10 protein-coding genes are annotated in these 17,788 nt (G+C 43.6%); 7 read left to right on the top strand and 3 right to left on the bottom strand.

Annotated features, from left to right (window positions below):
- Positions 1-21: 21 nt before the first annotated feature.
- From AB5062_RS03670 to AB5062_RS03640, 7 genes are all read left to right on the top strand, one after another.
- Complete coding sequence (locus AB5062_RS03670) at positions 22-2,238, top strand: glycoside hydrolase family 97 protein (RefSeq protein WP_005849631.1); 2,217 nt, start codon at positions 22-24, stop codon at positions 2,236-2,238.
- 399 nt (positions 2,239-2,637) lie between these two features.
- On the top strand, positions 2,638-5,718 hold the full coding sequence (locus AB5062_RS03665; RefSeq protein WP_007841979.1) for a TonB-dependent receptor: 3,081 nt from the start codon (positions 2,638-2,640) through the stop codon (positions 5,716-5,718).
- Positions 5,719-5,729: 11 nt separating this feature from the next.
- Positions 5,730-7,352 (top strand): RagB/SusD family nutrient uptake outer membrane protein, encoded by a 1,623-nt coding sequence (locus tag AB5062_RS03660; protein WP_005838915.1) that lies wholly within the window; start codon positions 5,730-5,732, stop codon positions 7,350-7,352.
- Between the two features lie 36 nt (positions 7,353-7,388).
- A complete protein-coding gene (locus AB5062_RS03655) occupies positions 7,389-8,546 on the top strand; it encodes a SusF/SusE family outer membrane protein (RefSeq protein ID WP_005838912.1) in 1,158 nt (385 codons plus the stop codon).
- A 22-nt stretch (positions 8,547-8,568) separates the two neighbouring features.
- Entirely contained in the window at positions 8,569-9,984 is a 1,416-nt protein-coding gene (locus tag AB5062_RS03650) for a DUF5115 domain-containing protein (RefSeq protein WP_005838910.1), read from the top strand.
- 131 nt (positions 9,985-10,115) lie between these two features.
- A complete protein-coding gene (locus AB5062_RS03645) occupies positions 10,116-12,197 on the top strand; it encodes an alpha-amylase family glycosyl hydrolase (protein WP_005838908.1) in 2,082 nt (693 codons plus the stop codon).
- 13 nt (positions 12,198-12,210) lie between these two features.
- Entirely contained in the window at positions 12,211-13,353 is a 1,143-nt protein-coding gene (locus AB5062_RS03640; RefSeq protein WP_368326835.1) for a glycosyl hydrolase 53 family protein, read from the top strand.
- Positions 13,354-13,439: 86 nt separating this feature from the next.
- Here the strand turns inward: AB5062_RS03640 and AB5062_RS03635 are convergent, their stop codons facing one another.
- The 3 genes from AB5062_RS03635 to AB5062_RS03625 form a co-directional block, all read right to left on the bottom strand.
- Positions 13,440-14,420, bottom strand: a complete 981-nt coding sequence (locus AB5062_RS03635; protein ID WP_008668515.1) for a PorV/PorQ family protein — start codon at positions 14,418-14,420, stop codon at positions 13,440-13,442.
- A gap of 22 nt (positions 14,421-14,442) precedes the next feature.
- Positions 14,443-16,299, bottom strand: coding sequence for a S8 family serine peptidase (locus AB5062_RS03630; RefSeq protein ID WP_008668516.1), 1,857 nt, complete (start codon positions 16,297-16,299; stop codon positions 14,443-14,445).
- 267 nt (positions 16,300-16,566) lie between these two features.
- Complete coding sequence (locus AB5062_RS03625) at positions 16,567-17,754, bottom strand: porin (protein WP_005849642.1); 1,188 nt, start codon at positions 17,752-17,754, stop codon at positions 16,567-16,569.
- Between the last annotated feature and the right edge of the window lie 34 nt (positions 17,755-17,788).

Below are 17,788 nucleotides of genomic sequence, written 5' to 3'. Positions count from 1 at the left end.
AATTTAATACCAGTACATATTATGAATTTAAAAAAGAATCTTTCACTTATCGCATTTCTCTGTATCTCATTCATTGCAAATGCACAACAAAAACTGAACTCTCCGGATGGTAATCTGGAGATGACATTTACTCTAGATGGTCAGGGCACTCCCACGTATGAACTGACCTATAAACAAAAGGAAGTTATCAAACCCAGTAAATTGGGGTTGGAATTAAAAAAAGAAGACGCAAACGCCAAAACCGACTTCGAATGGACTGATAAAAAAGACATAGACAAACTGGACATCAAGACAAACCTTTATAACGGTTTCGAGATAAAGGATGTCCGGACATCTACCAACGATGAAACATGGCAGCCGGTATGGGGAGAAGAAAAAGAAATCCGTAACCATTATAATGAATTGGCGGTCACATTGAACCAGCCTGCCAATGACAGATTTATAATCATCCGTTTCCGCCTGTTCAACGACGGTCTGGGTTTCCGCTATGAATTTCCGCAGCAGAAGAACTTGAACTATTTCGTGATCAAAGAAGAACATTCACAATTTGCCATGGCAGGTGACCACACCGCTTACTGGATTCCGGGAGATTATGACACACAGGAATATGACTATACCGTTTCCCGCCTGTCGGAAATCAGAGGATTGTTTTCAAAGGCTTATACGGAGAACTCCTCGCAAACCGCATTCAGCCCCACCGGTGTACAAACTGCCCTGATGATGAAAACAGACGACGGTCTGTACATCAATCTGCACGAAGCAGCTTTGATAGACTATGCCTGCATGCACCTCAACCTGGATGACAAGAACATGATTTTCGAATCATGGCTGACTCCGGACGCACAAGGTGACAAAGGATATATGCAGACTCCCTGCACTTCACCATGGCGTACCGTCATCGTTAGTGATGATGCCCGCAACATTCTTGCCTCACGCATTACGTTAAACCTGAACGAACCTTGCAAAATAGCAGACACTTCCTGGATCAAGCCTGTGAAATACATCGGCGTATGGTGGGATATGATTACGGGAAAAGGCTCATGGGCTTACACGGACGACTTATCCAGTGTAAAACTGGGTGAAACAGATTACAACAAAACAAAACCTAACGGCAAACACTCTGCCAACACTGCCAACGTAAAACGTTACATTGATTTTGCAGCAGAGCATGGATTCGACCAAGTATTGGTAGAAGGCTGGAATGAAGGTTGGGAAGACTGGTTCGGAAAAAGCAAAGATTATGTTTTTGATTTTGTAACTCCCTATCCCGATTTCAATGTGAAAGAACTTCAAAGCTACGCTGCAAGCAAAGGCGTAAAACTGATGATGCATCATGAAACTTCGGCTTCTGTACGTAACTATGAACGCCACATGGACCAGGCATACCAATTCATGGTAGACAACGGATATAATTCTGTAAAAAGTGGCTATGTAGGCAACATTATTCCACGTGGCGAACACCACTATGGACAATGGATGGATAACCACTATCTGTATGCGGTGAAAAAAGCAGCGGACTACAAAATCATGGTAAACGCCCACGAAGCTGTACGCCCTACCGGAATATGCCGCACCTATCCCAACCTGATCGGTAACGAATCGGCACGCGGAACTGAATATGAATCATTTGGCGGTAACAACGTAAACCATACTACCATCTTGCCTTTCACACGATTAATAGGTGGTCCGATGGACTACACTCCGGGTATCTTTGAAACCCGCTGTAACAAAATGAATCCTACCAACAATTCACAGGTACGTTCTACTTTGGCACGCCAACTGGCCCTGTATGTAACAATGTACAGCCCATTACAAATGGCTGCCGACATACCTGAAAACTATGAACGCTTCATGGATGCCTTCCAATTCATAAAAGATGTAGCCATTGACTGGGATGAAACCAAATATCTGGAAGCCGAACCGGGAGACTATATTACCATTGCCCGCAAAGCTAAAGGAACCAACGACTGGTATATCGGCTGTACGGCAGATGAGAACGGTCATTCTTCAAAACTGATATTTGATTTCCTTGATCCGGACAAAAAATACATCGCAACTGTATATGCAGACGCAAAAGATGCCGACTGGAAAGATAATCCGCAGGCATATACCATCCGTAAAGGCATTGTGACCAACAAAAGCAAACTGAACTTACACGCAGCAAGCGGTGGTGGTTATGCAATCAGCATTAAAGAGGTAAAAGATAAATCAGAATTAAAAGGTATTAAGAGATTATAGAAAGTGATCTTTTGACAAACAGTTAACATTAATCCTCATAAAATGTAGCCGAATGAGCCTTGAACAGTTCACATATAGTTATATTTTTAAGATAAGCCAATCAGTATATTATACTATGAATCAATTATATATGATTTGCACTAGCACTAAATCATTTATATTTTTATTCTTATCTCAAAAATCGCTTTATAAGACCGCTACATTTGTAACAAACAAAACAAAAAGTAAGTGAGGATGATGGTTAGCTAAAGCAGCCGCCAATCATTCTAAAAGGTAAAAACATACATTATAACAGAGATTGATTAGAAAATCAGGTTGTTTGGGAAAACAGTTTTCAATAGGTATTTTTTAACTGAGAATATAAACTTGAAATAATTATTTAACTTTAAATTTAAAGACATGAAAAGAAACTTGATGTTCAAGATCCTACTCACACTGATAGTAGGATGCTTCTTGTCCATAGACGCATTTGCCCAGCAAATGACTGTCAAAGGACTTGTAAAGGACACAACAGGCGAACCAATTATCGGTGCCAATGTTGTGGTAAAAGGAACAACCAATGGTACTATCACTGATTTTGACGGTAACTTCCTGTTAAACGCCAATAAAGGTGATATAATTGTTATTTCGTTTATCGGATACCTGACCCAGGAACTTCCGGCTGCTACTTCACTAAATGTGATACTGAAAGATGATACGGAAACTTTGGAAGAAGTAGTCGTTATCGGTTATGGTGTGGCTAAAAAGAATGACCTGACCGGTTCGGTAACAGCCATGAAACCGGATGGAAAGAACAAAGGCTTAGTAATAAACGCACAGGATATGATTTCTGGGAAAATAGCCGGTGTCAATGTAACAAGTAATGATGGTGCCCCAGGCAGTGGCGCCCAGATTCGTATACGTGGCGGTTCTTCACTGAACGCATCTAATGACCCTCTAATTGTTATTGATGGTATGGCTATGGACAATGAGGGAGTAAAAGGCCTCTCTAACAAACTAGCCATGATTAATCCGCAGGATATCGAATCATTCAACGTATTAAAAGACGCTTCAGCCACTGCTATCTACGGTTCACGCGGCTCAAACGGTGTTATCATCATCACTACTAAAAAGGGACGCAAAGGGCAAAAGCCTTCAGTTTCCTATTCAGGTAGTGTCACATTGAGTCAGAAAAAAGGAACAGTTGATGTACTTGACAGCAACCAATACCGTCAACTTATCACCGATTTATACGGAGAAAACAGCGATGCTTATCGTGCCATGGGTACAGCCAACACCGACTGGCAAGATCTTATTTACCGTACCGCTCTCAGTCATGACCACAATATAACCGTATCGGGTGCAGTAAAAGACCTTCCTTATCGTGTATCTGTAGGTTTCACCAATCAAGAAGGTATCTTGAAAAATTCTGATTTCAAACGTGTCACAGCTGCATTGAATCTTAATCCGTCTTTTTTTGACGATCATTTGACTATGAACCTCAATGCGAAAGGAATGTACGCACGTTCTGCATATGCCGACGGTGGAGCCGTAGGTGCTGCTGTAAAGATGGACCCTACCCAAGATCCTTATAATTTCACATCCGAATATCACAAAGCCCAATTCGGCAATGCATTGGATCAGACATTACAAAATTATGGGGGATTTTTCCAATGGTCATCAGCCGCATCATTAGGCGACTCCACATGGCCGTTCATCTATAACAGCACGGCAGAATGTGCCAACCCATTAGCCATGCTTGCTTTTAACACAGAAGTTGCCCACAGCCGCGCCTTTGTGGGAAGTGCCGATATCGACTATAAAGTACATGGTCTTGAAGACCTTCGCCTTCATTTATCTCTAGGTGCCGATGTTTCCAAAGGACGCCAAGCACAGAATAAATCTACTGCTTCCCCTAGTGCCATGTATTATGGTTCTGTTGGAGGTGAAAGTATCCTAAAACGCAACCTTTCATTGAATGCATACGCCCAATATTATAAAGACTTTAATGATAACCACCATTTTGATATTATGGGAGGTTACGAATGGCAACATTTTTGGAAAAGCACAAACAGTGACTACGTAGGTCGTTATCCGATGACGAACGATGACCCCACATTAGCCGGCACAGAGCGTCCTCACACTCCGTATCAATACAAGACCGACAGTTATTTGGTTTCCTTCTTCGGACGTGCCAACTACATACTTATGAACCGTTACTATCTTACAGCTACCGTTCGCGATGATGGAACTTCACGCTTCAAAGACCATTGGGCGTGGTTCCCGTCTGTAGCCTTAGCTTGGAAAGCAAAAGAAGAAAACTTCCTAAAAGACATATCTTGGATATCTGACTTGAAACTTCGCTTAGGCTGGGGCATGACAGGTCAACAGGCAGGAGAAAAAATTAACAATTATAACTGGATTCCCACATACTCAGTAAGCACAGGTACTAACGGTTTTTATCCACTGATAGGTAACGGAACCCTATACCGCCCGGACAACTATACTCCTGATTTAAAATGGGAAACCACTACTACCTATAATATTGGGGTTGATTTTGGTATTATGGATCAACGGCTGACAGCCAGTATTGATGCTTATTACCGTAAAACCGAAGATTTGCTGAACTATGCACCATTAGCGTCCATGGCTGGCTATAGAAATCAAGCATGGCAAAATATCGGTTCGTTGGAAAATAAAGGCATCGAATTTGCCTTAGACTGGAAACCCATTGTAAACAATGACTTAATATGGACTATTAATTATAACCTTACTTATAATAAGAATGAGATTACCGATCTAAGTGGTGTATCCGATAGTGGTGCTCCTGTAGCCAATACCGATATCAAAGTAGGTCAAGGTTCGGGTTTTTATCTGCAATACAATCAAGTAGGGTATCCAGCTAATTCATTCTATGTATACCAACAAGTATATGACCCACAAGGCAACCCGATAGAAAATGCAGTAGTAGACCGGGACGGTGACGGTAAGATTACCGAAAATGACAAATACCTTTATAAAAATGCTGCTCCCGACGTAACTATGGGGCTTTCCTCCCGCCTGGAATACAAAAATTGGGACTTCGGATTCTCACTGCGTGCCAGTCTAGGTAACTATGTTTATGATGGAATCAACGCCGGATGGAGCAACATGAATCCTGGTGAAGTATGGTCCAACTCTTTGAATTACCTGTCTAACCGTCCGGTAGACGCTGTAGCCAGAAATTGGCAAACTTACGAAATTACCGCCAAAGCTTCGGACTACTGGGTGCGTAACGCCTCATTCTTGAAGTGTGACAACATCACTTTAGGATACAGCTTTTCCAATCTCTTCAAGAACGGAAGCTATCGCGGTTTGAATGGACGCGTATATGGAACCGTATCGAATGTTTTCACCATTTCAAACTATGATGGCATCGACCCCGAAATCAATAACGGATTCGATAACAATCTCTATCCGCGTCCTATCTCATTTATTATTGGTCTTAACCTGAATTTCTAATTCGCAAAATTATGCAGTATATGAAAAAATACATAAAGAATATCGTTCCTGCCACATTCATGATGTTGGCTTTGGGGGCAACCTCATGTATCGGAGACTTAGATGTAGATCCTATCGATCCGAACATCGATACCAATGTTGATTTAAACGGATTGTTCAACAAGTGCTACGCCAATATGGCATTAGCCGGAAACGGTGGTGCTAACGGTGACTGTGATATTGACGGTTTGGATGGTGGTACGACAGGCTTTATCCGCCAATTGTTCAATTCCAACGAACTGACCACTGATGAAGCTATCTGCGGCTGGGGAGATGAAGGTGTAGCCAGTTTCTGCTACAATACTTACAATGCTTCCCATCCTATGTTAAACGGGTTCTATGCCCGTCTGACTACCGGCATCACCTATTGTAACCAATATCTGGCTATGGCTGGAGATACAGATGCCACCATGTCTGCCGAAATCCGCTTTGTACGTGCCCTACACTACTTCTTACTGATGGATGGTTGGGGAAACATACCCTTTACATTGGAACCAATGACCAAACCTGAACAAAGATCCAGAGCTCAAATGTATGAATGGCTTGAACAGGAACTGATCGGAATAGAACCGGCCCTTTCCGAAGCAAAAGCAAAAAAATCGACAGATGCCGGTTATGGTCGTGTAGACAAAGCTGCCTGCTGGCTGTTGCTCTCACGCCTGTACTTGAATTCGGAAATTTATACAGGAACGGCCCAATGGCAAAAAGCAAAAGAATATGCCGACAAAGTAATAAAATCCTCCTACCGGCTCAATACTGTGGGAAAAGGCGGATGGACTGCCTATCAAATGTTATTCATGGGTGACAACGGGGAAACTGATGCTGCTTACGAAGCTCTTCTACCCTTACTTCAAGACGGTCTGACAACCACCAGTTGGGGTACTTCCCTGTTCTTGATAGCTGGTTGCTTTGATGGTGAGATGCATGCAAACCCTAATGACCTGACAGCCACCAACGGTGTTTCTGCACAAAACTGGGGCGGTAACCGCGCACGTCCTGACCTCATCCGCAAATTCTTCCCTCAGAATGATGCCCCCGAACTGCCAAGCTACGACATGTATGTAGCAGCCAAAGACGACCGTGCTTTATTCGACGGTGTGGGACGTACCTTAAACAATGAAGATGTATCTACCTTTAAAAGCGGTTATGCTATTGCAAAATTCACCAACTTCAAAACAGACGGTTCAGCCGGACATGATGCCACCTTCGCCGATACCGACTACTTCTTGCTACGTGTTGCAGAAGCCTATCTGACTTTTGCAGAAGCCGATGCTCGCTTGAATGGAGGAAACACTACATCTGAAGGTACACAAGCAGTTAACTCCATCCGAAGTCGTGCACATGCTTCTACCCGTACAAATGCATATAGCCTGGATGATATTTGCGATGAATGGAGCCGAGAATTCTATTTTGAAGGCCGCCGCCGTATGGACTTAATTAGATTCAACCGCTATGGAGGCAACAACAATTACACTTGGCAATGGAAAGGCGGATCTTATGAAGGACGTAGTTTTGATGCACATCTTAATATTTTTGCCATCCCGACCAATGAGTTGACTGCCAACTCCAATTTGACTCAGAACCCGGGATACTGAAAACTTTTTGTTTTATAAATATTAAATGAAAATACAATGAATAAAATACTTAAATCATTTTTGATTATCGGATTGGGACTGGGTATATTCACCGCATGTGATGATGATCGCGACTCCAACCCAACGCTAATCTCACCCACCGAATTTGTCCTAAACACTCCAGCTATCAGCGGTACAGTAATCGATTTGGCCAATTCTTCCTCTATCGAAATATCCTGTTCACAACCCGACTACGGCTTCCCCGCCAACGTTGGATACTATGTGCAAGTGGCATTCGATGAATCCATGACCGATTTTACAGAAATAGGTAATGTCAATGCAGGAACAAAAATCAGTATAGACGCACCTCTTTTAGCTAGTACACTTACAGATATGAAAGTAAACAAAGGTGCAACCGATGTTGATTTTCCGATGGATATAGCGGTCTATATCCGCTTGAGAGCAGTTATGATGACCAGTGATAACAAAGCAATAGAAGGAACCGAAATACTTTCCAATGTAGTGTCATTGAATAAAGTACATTTACTTTTCTCGCTTCCTCCGGTCAATACCCCCGAAAACTTATATATCGTAGGCGGATTTAACGAATGGAACTGGGATTCGGCAACCAAGATGATTCCCGTAAACGGTGCAACTCATGTATTCTGGTCTATGGTATGGATAGACGATGCCGGCATCAAATTCAATCAGAGCAAAGCTTGGGATGGAAATGAAACAGGATTTTCTGGTATAAACAGTATAAACGGCGATTTGGCAGGCAATATCAAAGACAACGGAGACAATATCGCTACTGATACTCCGGGATGGTACTTAATGGTAATCACCTCTTCCGTTTCGGGACGCAACCTCGTCTATGATATACAGTTTAACAAACCTGAAATATGGTTGATGGGACCTGTTGTAGGCAACAGCGACTGGAAAGAGCAGGCTGAAGGCTGGTTATGTACCATTCCCGATACTTTTAACGCTTCTTTTGTCTCACCTGCTTTTGCTGCCAGTGTCCCGGGTGGCGATGGTGACGGTGTGCGTGCATACGTAAAAATTCCTACCTTTGAGTGGTGGAAGAGCGAGTTCATGGTCTTCGACGGCAAAATTGAATATCGTGCCAACGATGGAGACCAAGCACGAGTAGCAGGCAAAGCGGGACAGCAGCTCTACCTGAACTTCGCTACCGGCGAAGGCGAAATCAAATAATAATCTTTTTAATTGAATCAAGATGAAAAATATATCAATCCATTCATTAATCGGTCTGACTGTTCTGTGCATGTCTTCATGCACAGATGATTACACTGATTGGGCAACTCCTCAAGCCAACGAACAAGAAGCTGCAATAACCCTTCCCGATTTCTCGGCATCCAAGGTCGATGACATCAATTTATCCAATCCGGGGAGCAGCATCAAATTGTTCACTCTATCTAATGCCACACTTCCCGAAGGATATACCTTGGGCAATGTACGGGTAGAGCTCTCTACCGAGAAAGGTAAGGCAGGAGAACTGGAATCCAATACAGACGGAATGATTGACAGCCTGACCATTCAGAAGCTGGTAGTGGAAACTTACGGGAAACGTCCTATAGCGCGTCCCTTCATTGCCCAAGTATATGCCAATGCCATAAAAGACGGACAAGCCTTATTGGTAAATGCCGGTTCGTTTGACGTAAATTTCACTCCGGCCGCACCATTTATTGACACCGGTTACTATCTTGTAGGCGACATGTTCACAATAAAGAACGACAAGGATGAAACCTCGGTAAATGGTTGGAGCGCTGACGGCATGGTGGGATTCAGCCATTCGGGAACAGACGTTTATGAAGATTCCAAATTTTCCATCGTATTCACCACAACCGCTGATAATCAATGCTGGAAAATTATTCCGAAGACCAATACCGAGGGAGAATTCTGGGGAGCTGGTGTATTGGGAACCGTAACCGATGGAGATACCGCTACCGAAGGAACACTTACAACAAACAATCCACAAGCCGGCATGATAACTCAAGCCGGCATGTATAGAATGACATTGGATATGATGGAATACACCTACACACTGGAAGAGCTGGGTTTCGCTCCTTACATCTATGAAATAGGTAATAACACCTCATGGTCAGGTACTTGCCCGCTAGCCGGAATAAACTTTGATGGCAAATACAGAGGTTTCGCCTATTTGAACGGAGAATTCAAATACAAGCCGAACCCAGAAAAAGATAACTGGACAGGCGATTGGGAAAAAGTAAGTGGTGATGCTCTGGCAGGTACACTTGATGAAAACGGTGCAGGAAATATCGACGCTCCGGAAGCAGGGTTCTACATGATGGAAGTGGATTTGACTGCCATGACTTACAAGCATACCCTCATCTCAACTCTCGGAGTGATAGGTAGCGCCACCCCATCCGGATGGGATGCCGATACCGACATGACTTACAACGAAGAAGATGGAAGTTGGAATCTGACCACCAACCTAACGGATGGTGAAATCAAAATCCGCGCCAATAATGACTGGGACATCAACTGGGGTGGTTCGATAGCCGAACCGACTTTCAATGCCGGCAACATCGCTGTTACGGCCGGAAACTATACCATCAGGTTCATCCCTCAATGCGACGGCATGAACCTGTTGACCCTAACTAAGAACTAATCAATACAAGTATAGGTACGCTTCTTGTATCCTCCCCGTACCTATACCGACAAAAGGCGGTTTACGGCTTGCGGAATTTCCGTAATACTGTACTCCGCCTTATTCTTTTACCCCTTATAAACAAAGAAACCATGAAACGAATCCATCTCTTTCTAGTAGGTATACTATTCCTGCTTTGCTTGGTACCTCTGTCACAAGCCTGTTCTGACGATTCGCCGGAAATACCGGTTCCTCCGACTCCCGAAAACCCTGATCCTCCTACCGCCACTTGGAAAAATATCACTGCCGCCCCCGACAATTGGGATGGTACCAAGCGTGCCGACATCTCCTATCAATTATTAGTTTACTCCTTTGCAGACAAAGACGGTGACAAATACGGCGACCTCAACGGACTCATTGACAAGCTGGATTACATCAACAGCCTCGGAGTGACAGCCCTCTGGCTCTCCCCCATCCATCCTGCCATGTCCTATCACGGCTATGATGTGACAGACCATACCAAAGTCAATCCCAAACTAGGTACAGAGGCCGACTTCGACCGCCTCATCACCGAAGCCCACAAGCGCAACATAAAAATATACCTGGATTATGTAATGAACCATACGGGCAAAGCCCACCCTTGGTTCAAGGAAGCCACCTCATCTACTGATAATCTTTATCGTAGCTACTATCTCTTCTCCCAATCTCCTCAAACAGAGATAGCAGAAGGAAAAATAGCCATGATACCCAAAGAAGAATATGCCGCCAATGAATGGTTCGCAACCTCCTCCGAAGATACAGAAGTAAAAGGCATCTATACATTCAGCCTCGACTGGAGCAAAGCCTCGCAACCCACCGTCACAGTAACCCGGGCCGAAAAAGCCGATGCGGACAACCCTGACCCCGGCACAAACGGAGCCAAATACCTTTATTTCGGAGAAGGCATATGTAAAAAATTCTATGACAAAGGGAACAACCATTATGAACTGACCACAGACTTCGTGTCCTCTTGGGGATTTCTAATCCGCACTAGTAACGATCCTTCTTGGCCTGCAGGAACTAAATACGGTGCTACTTCTGCTTCCCACAAAGTCACTTTGGGAACTGCATTCACTCTTGATAACAAAACAGCGGCCGATATTCTGTTCGATTCCATGAACTTATGGTATTATCATTCCCAGTTTGCCACCGACTACTTTGCCGACCTCAACTATGGTGCGGTGGAACAAGCCACTTCTTCCCCTGCGTACATAGCCATGGCAAACAGTGCCAAAGGATGGATAGACCGAGGTGTGGACGGACTGCGGCTGGATGCTGTCAAGCACATCTACCACAGTGCTACCAGCAACGAAAATCCCCGTTTCCTGAATATGTTCTACGAAGACATGAACACTTATTACAAGCAAAAAGGACACACAGACAATTTCTACATGGTGGGTGAAGTACTGTCCGAATACAACGAAGTAGCCCCCTATTATGCCGGTCTGCCCGCTTTGTTCGAGTTCTCTTTCTGGTATCGTCTGGAATGGGCTCTCAATAATGCCACCGGATGTTATTTCACCAAAGACATCCTGAACTATAGGCAAGAATATGCCGCCTATCGTCCCGGGTACATCGCAGCAACCAAACTAAGCAACCATGATGAAGATCGTGCAGCCTCCAAGCTAGGTAAATCTACCGCCAAGGAGAAATTAGCAGCCGCTGTCCTGCTCACTACTCCCGGCTCACCTTATATTTATTATGGTGAAGAACTAGGATTATACGGCACCAAAGACAAAGGAGATGAATATGTACGCGGACCTATGTTGTGGGGAGACAGTTATACCACCCACTATACCGACAAAATAGATGCCACAGTAAGCACAAACATCCCCGATGTAACCAAACAGACGGCAGACCATCAGTCAGTATTGAATACCTACTTGATCTTTACCGCATTGCGTAACACCTATCCAGCGCTGGCCCAAGGAACCATGACCCGTCATGCTCTGTTCAACGAATCGGGAGAGGGAGAAAAAAAATACAAAAGTATTGCCGCCTGGTACATGACTAAAGATAGCGAGAAACTATTGGTTATTCATAATTTTGGCAATTCTGAAATAGAGATTCCCTTGACGGACAGGACGGAGAAAGCTATCGCCGTATCCGGAAATGTACAGGAGAAGGAAGACCATGGAAACTTTTATTTAAAACTAGACGGATATGCCTCCGTTGTCTATCTTCTAAAAAACTAATATACGAAAACACATGAAAGAAATATATCATAACCTCAAGAATTATATGCTAACCGCTTTGCTGGTATTATCCTCGTCAGCTTGCGGAAGCCACGGCAACGAACAGTCCGGAACAGATAATTCCGATACACCAGCACCTTCCAAAACCAGTTTTACTCAAGGAGCCGACATCAGTTGGGTGAGTGAAATGGAAAAAAAAGGGTTGAAGTTTTACAATCATGAAGGCATAGAAACCGACTGCTTCCAACTGATGAAAGAGCTGGGCATAAATGCCATCCGCCTGCGCGTATGGGTAAATCCCAAAGACAGATGGAACAGTAAACAAGACGTTGTGAACAAAGCCCGACGAGCCAAAGAACAAGGTCTGGATGTCATGGTAGACTTCCATTACAGCGACTCATGGGCTGATCCCGGACAACAGTTCAAGCCCAAGGCATGGATCGGCAAATCAGTAGCGGAACTAAAGACGGCCATTGCCGCCCATACCATCGACATCTTGCAAGCATTAAAGGCGGAAGACATATCCCCACGATGGGTACAAGTGGGTAACGAAATCCGTCCAGGAATGTTGTGGGATGAGAATGTCGCACTCAGCGGTGCATTCTATGATATCCGAGAATGTGATGTCAAAGGCTTAAACAGTACCAATGAGCGAGTGAAATATCCACAAAACACACAAAATCTGGCCGAGTTTGTCAATACCGGCTACGATGCCGTAAAAAAAATCTTCCCCCAAAGTATCGTTATTGTTCACATAGACAATGCCTGGGACGACTTAACTTGGTGGTTCAAGCAGTTCAAAGAAGCTGGAGGAAAATTGGATATGATTGGCCTGTCACACTATCCACAAACTCATTCCACAAAATTATGGCAAGAAATGAACTTGTTAGCATTAAAACACATCAGCCAACTAGCAAAGACTTTCCAAGTAAAAGTCATGATAACCGAAATAGGGGTAAAACAAAATGATTCCGCTTCCGCCCAAGTCCTTGCCGATTTTATAAACAAAGCCCGAGACATGGAATCTTGCGCTGGTGTATGGTACTGGGAACCGGAATGTTACGAATGGAACGGATATGATATGGGAGCCTTTGACAAAAACGGAAAACCCACAGCCATTATGAATGCATTCCAATCATCTACAAAAAAAAAGTAAAGATAACTCATAATCTTCCTGTTAATAATCGATAACCTAGAAGCCTAATATATGTATATAGGCTTCTAGGACTAACCGTGCAAGAGTTAAAAAGAGTATCCTAAAGAAATCCAAAACGTATTTCTGGCAAGACATTCATGTCCCGCAAACATCCACGCAAAATCCAAATGCACACCTGCATATTCCACTCCTGCCCCGGCCGTAGCATAACTGGCATCTCCTTTATTCTTATCACCATAATGATAACCGCCACGCAACATGAGATGCTCCATCCATGCATATTCCGCCCCGGCACTTACATTTAACGCCTGTACATCATCGGGGGAAAGCCTGTAACCCAGATCAGCGGTCAAAGTCAACCTATGCATTGATGCAAAAGGCAAGTCAGCAGCACCTCCTACTTTGACCATTGCAGGAAGAGCCTCTTTAGAGGTTAGGTATTTTATTTTCGGTCCAAGATTACTCGCATGAATCCCGACCGACCAACCGGCACCTTCCCAATCCTTTATCTCACGCTTATATAATATCCCCAAATCAAAAGCCACAGAACTCGCACCGTTGCTATTTCCTATCTTACCCATATCCGAATACAGATATTTAAAAGTAGCGGAAACCGAAAGATTCTTTATGACCTCGTATGCATAACCTGCCGCCACAGCTATTTCTTTGGGATGTATTCCCGAAGCATCCTCCCCTATTCCATCCATCTCCGGATAGCCGAAATAACGGAAACCTAACAGAATGGCATTGCGCTTATTAATTTTATAAAAACCGCCTAAACTATGAAGAGAGTATCCATACTCATAGTCACGCATCCACGGGGAATAAGTATACGTAACCCCACCTTTGTGCATGGCCTCCGATAAAGTTGCCGCACCATTATGGAAAACGGCATTATTTCCCCTCGAAATCGCCACACCGGCACCTCCCATGGCTGCGCTGCGTGCATCAACCGGTATAGTCAGATAGTTTGCCGCTCCGGTATTGACAGGTCCGGAATCCTCTTGTCCATAAGCTTTAATAAAAGTTATGCCTATTATAAACAGATATAGTCCTATTCGTTTCATGTCCTATTTCATTTTATCAGGATTAGTACTTGATAAATTTCTCTCTGATCTCCATCCCGTTCGCTCGGTACACCAATGTATAATATCCGGCAGAAAGCTTGGTTATGTCCACAGAATGCAAGGAGGCGGCTTCAAGTTCCAAATGAAGACTCAGCACCTTATTGCCAATGCCATTATACAAAGTCAGTTCTCCATTACCAGCCATACTGCTGCTTACACTAAATATCAGAGTATTATCAGTTACCTGATTGGACTTCAATGTAAAAGGATGAAGATTAGAAACATCTATCTTTAAAGCAGCTGTGGCATCCACGCATCCGTGCCCCAACTGGCCGGTATACCTCGGATTATATTCATCCAAATCGTATGCGCTTTGATAGAGGATTTCCTTCAGAGTTTCCGGTGTAAAACCTTTCTTGCCTACCCCATACTTCTCTATCACCAGTGCTGCCACACCGCTGACCAGCGGACACGCCATAGATGTACCGGCCAGATATTCATAATTACCGGCCAGTTTTGTAGTCGTACTCCATATCCGCCCATCTCCGTTCAATGCTCCTCCGGGAGCAGAAATATCCATATATGTACCATAATTGGAATAAGAAGCCTTTCTATAATCGGCCTCAATGGCTGCAACCGCAACTACCTTGTCATAATCAGCCGGCGCCGCTATCCTGGGGTCAGAAGTATTCGCATTGCCTGATGCAAACAATACAATCCCTCCTTTCATTGGACTTCCGTCAAGTTGCTCTCCGTTGTTATCACATCCGGCATATTTTATAAAGTAATCAATGGCTTCCTTATGTACAGGATTAATATATGAAGAGGTATTCCTCCCCGTTCCGACAGCGTATCCCCAACTATTCTGACTGATAACAGCTCCATTATCAGCACCATATTTAATAGCGGCAGCAATAAACGGATCAGAAGCGACTTCTCCTCCAGTGGAAGTCAGACTTTTTAAAATTTGGCAACTCATGAGTTTCACCCCACTGCCGGGAGTTCCGTTCCCTCCTGCAATGCTGCTGATACCTGTTTCATTATTATTTGTCGCACCAATAGTACCCGCCACATGAGTTCCGTGACGATGAGGGACCAAAATTGCATTATCATCTACAAAATTATAACCATGTACATCATCTATATACCCATTGCCATCATCATCTATACCATTCTTTGGTATCTCACCCGGATTCGTCCATAAATTATCCTGCAAATCAGGATGCTCCTGATTAATGCCGCCATCTACAACCGCTACAATAATAGCCGGATTCCCATTGTATTGTTTCCACACATCAACTAAACGGATATCCGCACCTTCCCTCTGCCAGGATTCTGTACCGGGATTATCAAAATACCATTGTTTGGATAAATCCGGATCATTGAACAACCACTCCCCCACTCTGATACCATACATATCCCATACTGTTTCCGGCCTTGCCCTGGAAACTATCTTAGGAACAGGAACAGCCATTTCAATACCATCTAGAAAAGCTACTTCAGCAGCTGCACGAGTCGCTGATGTGTCTTTGGAGAACCAAACATTGTACCATAAATGAAGCCCCTCCTTACGAGTACGTTCTTCAAATTTGCCGGCGTAGGGAAACGTACGTTCCATTCTCTCTATTTTCAAAGAAGAGGCAGCCCGGTCCAACACCTTAATTCCTGTCCTTACCGTGTTGCCAATACTCCTTATCTGCACCTCTTCTGTAGGTTCTTCTTTCAGTTTCACATAAATACAACCCTGAAGTGCATCTTCATCTGATAAATCAAAAATCAGCTGATTCCCTTCCGGTTTATCGGAAACAGAAGGAATTTCTTCTTGATGGCACGAGGCTATCAATATAATCATCAGAAAAAAAAGGACAGTCTTTTTCATTATAATATTCTGTGTTGTTAGTTGAAGTAATTAATTATTTCACAAATATAGCGTATTTCCCCGGTCTTGCAATGAAAAGGGGAAACAACCTCATTGAAATAAAAAGGTAAGCCTTTTTTCTTGTATTTTTGTCCGGCTGCGTTCATTGCTTCACCTTGGTGAAGAAGCGATTTCACTTAGGTAAACAGCCGTTGTCACATGGGTGAAGCAGTTGCTTCACCCATGTGAAATATCAAACGGAACGGAGTGAAGATATGATAAGGAACATCAAAAAACGGGAATAGAGTAAACCAACCCGACAGAAATACGTTGCGTGTCCGGACTCGTGCTTCCCAAAGCCTGCGCACGCCGGGTCAAATGATGCCCTTTATATAAAAGATGGGCAAAGATAAGCAGTTCACTATTACGCATCGGGAAATATTCCACACACGCCTGCGCATTCCATGTAGTACGATAAAGCCCTTTCTCAAAATGCCCGTTTGCTTTATAAATGCCTGCCCTCTCATAAGCGCCTTTCAAATAAAGATTCCAATTGGGATGAACGCGATAGTCAAAGTTTACCACGGTACTAAAGTATTCCGCATTCTGCGCCGTGGACGGAGCTGTTAAAACAGGACCTTGCAAATCACTGATAATGCCTTTGCTATCCAGCCCTTCACGAGAATACATTAAATCAATATAAGCAATAACAGGGCCTTTCTCATAAATATTACCCGCCGTAAAACAACAAAGATTCTTACCTTCCGCCAGCTGCCCATATGAGGCCGCATATCGTAATTGTACCGCGTTATCAAAGAAGAACCCGTTCCAATTGACTGTTGACAGAACAGGAACTTTAGCTTTTTCCACTCCTTGCGGCAAACCGTAAAGATAGGTTTCATCATTTTCTCCACTACGGTTATTTACTACCTGAAGCACCAACTCATTGGTGGATGACAGATTGAATCTTCCCGCCACTCCTGCCTGATAACAACTGATGTTATCATTAAACTCACTATACTCGCGGACTTTGATGGCATTGACATAATATTCATAGCCACCCAAAGCGATATCTTGTTTTCCGGCAGTCAACGTGAATTTATCAGACATTTTCCAATTCACCAAAGCATACTCAATGGAAGAGGACAAATTATCCAACGAGTGGGGATTGCTGTATTTATTAAACGACTGACGGAAATGATAAGAAAATTGTTTACTGAAAGAACCTAATATCTCCAGTTTTACACGATTCAGTTTAAAAGAGGCATCCTCTAAATCTCCTTCAATAAAGTTGGCAACTCCCGAAGTGGAGAATTGCAGGTTCATGTGTGCCGAAAGATTCGGATTGCTATTAGGAAACAAACGTCCCACCAAACTACGGATAGAATCATCCGGACTGATTAACGGCTGTTCTTGCGCCTTCAAAGTCAATACGACGCATAATAAGATACAGCATGACAAGAGTAGTCTTTTCATGGGGTATTTTCGTAGTATTAAATTTCGGTTAATG

This window comes from Phocaeicola sp. RTP21359st1_B8_RTP21360_211022, from assembly GCF_040911965.1.
GTDB lineage: Bacteria > Bacteroidota > Bacteroidia > Bacteroidales > Bacteroidaceae > Phocaeicola > Phocaeicola vulgatus.
This window is presented reverse-complemented; position numbering and strand designations above follow the sequence as displayed.